This window comes from Parabacteroides timonensis, assembly GCF_900128505.1.
Taxonomy (GTDB): Bacteria; Bacteroidota; Bacteroidia; order Bacteroidales; family Tannerellaceae; genus Parabacteroides; species Parabacteroides timonensis.
This window is the reverse complement of sequence record NZ_LT669940.1, coordinates 1801517-1807516: the sequence shown is the minus strand read 5'-3', so window position 1 is coordinate 1807516 and position 6000 is coordinate 1801517. Positions and strand designations below refer to the sequence as shown.

At 39.7% G+C, this 6000-nt stretch carries 3 protein-coding genes and 1 pseudogene; 3 read left to right on the top strand and 1 reads right to left on the bottom strand.

Features of this window, described 5'->3' with window-relative positions; translation table 11 throughout:
• The coding region (locus BQ7394_RS07675) for a TonB-dependent receptor plug domain-containing protein (protein WP_235848691.1) at positions 1 to 1265 on the bottom strand (1265 nt) is incomplete at its 3' end.
• A 590-nt stretch (positions 1266 to 1855) separates the two neighbouring features.
• On the opposite strand from BQ7394_RS07675, the pseudogene BQ7394_RS26670 reads away from it, so the two are divergent.
• From BQ7394_RS26670 to BQ7394_RS07665, 3 genes and pseudogenes are all read left to right on the top strand, one after another.
• A pseudogene (locus tag BQ7394_RS26670) lies at positions 1856 to 1948 on the top strand (carboxypeptidase-like regulatory domain-containing protein); the annotation flags it as partial.
• A 41-nt stretch (positions 1949 to 1989) separates the two neighbouring features.
• Positions 1990 to 3780 carry a SusC/RagA family TonB-linked outer membrane protein gene (locus BQ7394_RS07670; protein WP_449406350.1) on the top strand — a complete coding sequence of 597 codons (1791 nt, stop codon included), beginning with the start codon at positions 1990 to 1992 and terminating at the stop codon, positions 3778 to 3780.
• Positions 3781 to 3809: 29 nt separating this feature from the next.
• Complete coding sequence (locus BQ7394_RS07665; protein ID WP_075556815.1) at positions 3810 to 5405, top strand: RagB/SusD family nutrient uptake outer membrane protein; 1596 nt, start codon at positions 3810 to 3812, stop codon at positions 5403 to 5405.
• Positions 5406 to 6000 lie beyond the last annotated feature (595 nt).

The window sequence follows — 6000 nt, the reverse complement described above, 5'->3', positions numbered from 1 at the left end:
ACATTAGAGATATCGAGCCCTCCCTGATTTTTCAGAGTAAGTCCGCCAATAATAGTAATCTCAGCCCAACCACCGCCGATGGTACGTGTATTGGTAGAGCGGTTCACATTATTATCCAATGCCCAGACAATGTTCTGAATACCATTATCTATATAAGAAAGGTTATTACCACGTCCCAGTGTTTTACGACTTTCCTTATCGATATTATATCCGGTCGGGTCGGTCGCATCGAAAACGGCAACATTAGGAAGCATACGAACCCCGGCAAAACCAACACCTCCCAGTGAGTTTTCAGAATTCGATATACCATTCAGTTTTGTACGGCTCATCTGGCCATTCAAACCAATCCGCAACCATTTTGTCGCCTGCTGTGTCAAATCGGCTTTCAAAGTCAGACGATTCATGTCATTTGAACGGACAATACCTTCTTGCTCTGTAAACCCGAAAGATACGTAATACTGGCCTTTATCTGTCCCACCGCTGGCTGCGACATTGTGATTATGTTGGAAACCGGTCTGGAAAATATAATCGTTCCATTTTGTATCAGGGTCTGAAGCATTATAAACAGCTTGTCCTTTCTCATCCCAGTTCTCAAATTTTTCATTGGCGATCATGACAAAATCTTTTGCACCCAAAAGATCATGTAATTTAGCTGCACTGGCTGCACTTACATATCCGTCATAAGTCACTTTAGCACGTCCTTTCGATCCTTTTTTCGTAGTGATCAAAACAACGCCATTCGCTGCACGTGAACCATAAATAGCCGTAGCAGCACCGTCTTTTAATATTTCAACTGATTCAATATCATTCGGATTTATATCCGACATCGCATTGAATGAAGCATACAACTGTCCCAAACCGGTTTTACCATCTCCATTGTCTCCGGTAGCAATAGGCATACCATCTACGATGAACAGAGGCTGTGAGCTGGAGCTTATGGTACTCATACCACGAACCTTAAACTGAGGTCCGGCACCAAGCACACCACTAGGGGTGGTAACCTGAACCCCTGCAGCACGTCCTGCCAACTGGGTATCAAATGAGGATGCCACCAGGTTACTAAGCGCTTCGCCTCCTACTTTGGCAATAGAGCTTGTTACGTCCTTTTTGCGTTGAGTTCCATACCCTACAACAACAACCTCGTCAAGATTCTGAGTATCGGATTTCAATTTAACATGAACAATAGGAGATACAGAGAGCTCTTGAGTTTCCATACCTACGTAAGAAACCACCAAAGTCTTTGCAGAACTCGGTTTTTTATGCATCAACCTATCAAAATTCAAAGGCAAAGGCCTCTAAGAAAATGAGTGAATATATATATTGGTATCTTTTATATACTTTTTTATCTAATTAAAACAGAAATAGAAAACCTTCCATTTACTTCTCAATTTTAGAAAATGAGTCGAATGGAGAACGGATTTTTTTTCAAAAAAAAATAGTAGGGGAGAAATTTTCTTCGCTTTACATTTCAACAGATAATGCATTTTTTACCACAAATAGTAGATAAAAACCGTCTGCCTTTTCTACCGGAGTGGAACCGACGTCTTTTCAGGCCAGATAAATCTTGATCTAAAGTGCAAAATGAGCGCGGTTAAAAATAGATAATTTTAATTTGCTACTTTGCAGGAAACATTAAAAAAAAGACAGCTTTTTAACTCTCGGAAGGCTCATATCAGTCGTTATTCTGTTAATTAACAGTCCTTTTTTTGTAAAAACTTATTAGTTTTTTGTTGTTATAATAAATTTATTATTACATTTGCGGTCTCTCAGGTATGTTTTATAATAGGTTTTTGGCAAAGTATTCACAAATATAGTGCAAATTAGTTATTTATAAGTTAAATAAAAAAGTGTGTCTATGAAAAAGTTGACTTATCTTTTGTTTTGCCTAATTTTAGGTATTGGGTTGGCGACTGCTCAGACGACGAAGGTAACAGGTACTGNAATAACCTTTCTTATATAGATAATGGTATTCAGAACATTGTCTGGGCATTGGATAATAATGTGAACCGCTCTACCAATACACGTACCATCGGCGGTGGTTGGGCTGAGATTACTATTATTGACGGACTTACTCTGAAAACTCAGGGAGGTCTCGATATCTCTAATGTAAAAGACTTCATGTATTGGGATTCTGAATCAGGTGACGGTTACGGGCGTAAAGGTTTGCTTGAAGAAGTAAATACAACTTACGAAAACTGGAACTGGCAGAATATCCTGAATTTCAACCGTTCATTTAACGATGTGCATAATTTAAGCGCAACAGCTGTTCAGGAATACACTCACAGTGAGTATGAATATACAGATGCTGCCGTTCAGCAGTTGTCCGACAGGTTCTTTACAGACCATATTATCTCCAATACTTTCGGTATAAAAGATATCGGCGGATACAAAACATTTAACGGTCTTGCTTCTTATATGTTCCGTGCGAACTACAATTATGATAGTAAATATTATGCAGGTGCATCTATCCGTTACGATGGATTGTCCAGTTTGCCGGAAGATACTCGCTGGGGTACGTTTTGGGGAGCTTCGGTTGCATGGCGCTTATCCCGTGAGAATTTCTGGAAAGATTCTCAGGTGAACGAATGGTTCAACGATTTGCGTATTCGTGCCAGCTACGCCACATTAGGTAATTCAGATTTGGGTAATAACTTCCCGTATCTGGGAACTTATGGAGCGAAACTGTACGGCTCGCAATCCGGTGTTGCCTGGAACCGCATGGGTAATAACAACTTGAAATGGGAAACGACCGAAACTTTCGACTTAGGTCTGGATGGTTCTTTCTTCAACAACCGTCTGACATTTGAGCTGGCTTATTGGCAGAAAAATTCAAAAGACCTTGTATTGGAAGTTCCGACTCCTCCGACAATGGGTATTCCTTACAATTCATATTACGATAATATCGGTAAAATTAAGAACTCCGGATTTGAGCTGACAGTAAGTGGAACAGTTATCTCAACGAAAGATTGGAACTGGCGTTCAGAATTGAACTTCTCTACTGTAAAGAATACAGTTAAATCATTGTATGGTGGAACTGATATCATTGACAATTATACCATTATCCGTGAAGGTGAGTCTTATCGTTCACTGTACGGATACGACTATTACGGTGTCAATATGGAAAACGGTAACCCTATTTGGAGAAAAGCAGATGGCAGCCTGGTTCAGTTCGACACATTCGGCTCATACGATTATGTTGAATATGATCCGTCCAATCCTGGAGATGTATCCAAATCGTCTTCTTTGGGTTCCAGCGACCGTAAAATTTTAGGTTCTTCTATGCCTACCTGGTATGGTGGATGGAACAATACGATTACCTATAAAGATTTCGATCTGAATGTGTTTCTTCGTTTCTCCGGTGGTAATAAAATCATGAATGCTTCTCGCCAGAGTGCTTTGATGAATATGGAGTTTGCTAATAACGGTAAGGAAATTTTAGGCAGATGGGTGTCTCCTACACAAACGGGTGACGGTATGACTCCAAGAATCGGTTATAATGACCAGTCTGTCTTGTTCAATGACGGCTTCACCGACTCTCACTTCGTTGAAAAAGGAAATTACCTGAAACTGTCTAACCTGGCTTTGGGATATACTTTACCGAAATCTATTTTATCGGCAATAAATATAACAAAGGTACGTGTGTATGCACAGGCTCAGAATTTGTTCACTATCACCGGGTACTCAGGTTTGGACCCGGAAACTAACACTCGTCTGGGCGTAGACTGGAATGGTATGCCTCAGCAGCGTTCGTTTACTTTTGGAGCAAATGTTACATTCTAAGATTATAAAACAGTAGAAAAATTACAATTATGCTAAATAGAAAACTATATAAAAATATATCAGTTGTAGCATTGGGCGCAGCCTTAATTTCGCTACCCTTATTCACTGCTTGTGAAAGCGATGTGGTGGATCTGTCTCCGGTCGATAAATTCTCCGATTTGACAGCTTACGGTACTCCGGCACGGTGTGAGTTATCTATGATCGGTGCTTATGATGCAGCTCAGTGCGGTATGTATATCAATTCTGACAATGGTTGGCAGCGTGGTTATCCATTCGGGGCTGCCAGCATACAACAAGGTGAAATGAGAGGTGAAGATATGAACCTGACGGCCGTATTTTATGATTACACCTATTCGGCGACCTACAATTTGTCTACGGCAAATAATGTCGCTATGTGGGAAACCTCTTTTGAAGCCATAAACCGTTACAATACAGTTTATGCAGGTCAGGAATATGCCGGTAGCAATGGCATACTCGATGAAGCGACAGCTAATCAATATAAAGGCGAATGTCTGTTTCTACGTGCTTTAACATATCATAATTTGATGGTTCATTATGCACTCCCTTACAATGTGGATGGTAATAATAATTATGGTATGCCGCTTTATATTACGGCAATCAATACACCGGAAGCCATTCAGGAAGCATTGCTGATTGGTCGTTCAACAGTTGCTGAAACTTATGCACAAATCCTTAAAGATCTGGATGATGCAGAGCGTTTATTACCGGATGTTGTCACCGCAGGTAAAATATCCCGCGCATCAAAAGGGGCAGCTATCGCTTTAAAGACCCGTGTTTATCTGCATATGAGGAATTGGGCTAAAGTTATCGAAGAAGCTGAAAAACTGGAAGGCGGACGTTTCCAATTGGAAGCAGATCCGGCTACTCCGTTTACTTCAAAAGCAGACAACAAAGAATCTGTTTTCTCGATCGAAAATAGTACAGAAGATAATCCGGATGTCAATGGTTCTTTAGGTCAGATGATGTCGGGACGTGACGGAGGACGCGCAATTATAACGTCATCTCCTACCGTTTATAACTCCAAATACTGGACGAAAGACGACAAGCGTCGTAACTTGTTATTATACCGTGAATCCGACAAATATTATTTCTGTGATAAATATCAGGATCCAACATCTCAGGATGCATGGGCTCCGATTCTCCGTTATTCAGAAGTGCTTTTGAATGAGGCTGAAGCTGCAGCACGTAGTAATAATAAGACGTTAGCTCTTGAGAAGTTGAATGAAGTGCGCGACAGATCATTGGCAAATCCGGCACAGGAAAGTTACAAGGCTTCAGATTTCGCTGATACCAAAGCGCTGTTAGAAGCTATTCTTTGGGAACGTCGTATTGAATTTCACGGTGAAGGCCGTCGTTGGGAAGATATTCATCGTCTTGCAAATGACGATCTATTCCCTTCCGGTGGTATCCCTGCTAAAATTGAATATAACAACAGCAAGGGCGTAGGTGCATTCGTTGTAAACGGAGAAGTTAAATCTGAATGGTATAGTTCCAGTAAGAAATTTATTCCTTATACAGACAAACGTTTTATCTGGCCTATTCCGTTAAACGATATTTTAAGAAATCCGACATTAGCGAAACAGCAAAATGCAGGTTGGGAATAATCCCATTGCATGCCATTGTTTTTATTAAACATCTCCTTTAAAAGGATTCTTTCATAAATGAAGTGAACCTCAGGCCGAAAACGGTTACCGAGGTTCACTTTTTTTGTTCAGAATATATCCAACTCATTTGAAAGATTCCTTATCAATTCTCAAAATGTCACTACAATATAAGGCTTCATTGCTTGACAAAAGTTGAAGTTTTCTGCTTTTGGACAAATATCACATTGTTGCAATAGGTTGTAATATGCAAACATTTTGACTAAATAAGCAGAGTATTTGCGACACACCCAGCCCATAATCCTTCTCTTACAGAAAACCAACATATACATATATTAACATATTGTTTAGCTGATGCACATTTTTCACCCTATAGCAAACAAAGATAAACTCGTTTTAAACGAATTTTATTTTTGTTGCAGCAGAAATACTTGCCCGTTTAAACAAACCCATGTGTTAATTAAGGTCTAAATTTATTATTTAGGCGTATCCTGAAAAGTTAATTATGTGTTATGAAACATTTTTGAGTATCCAAAACCACTAAAACATCAAACAATCTCTTTGTGCCTAAAATATCACAAATAACAGTCTTTTAGAA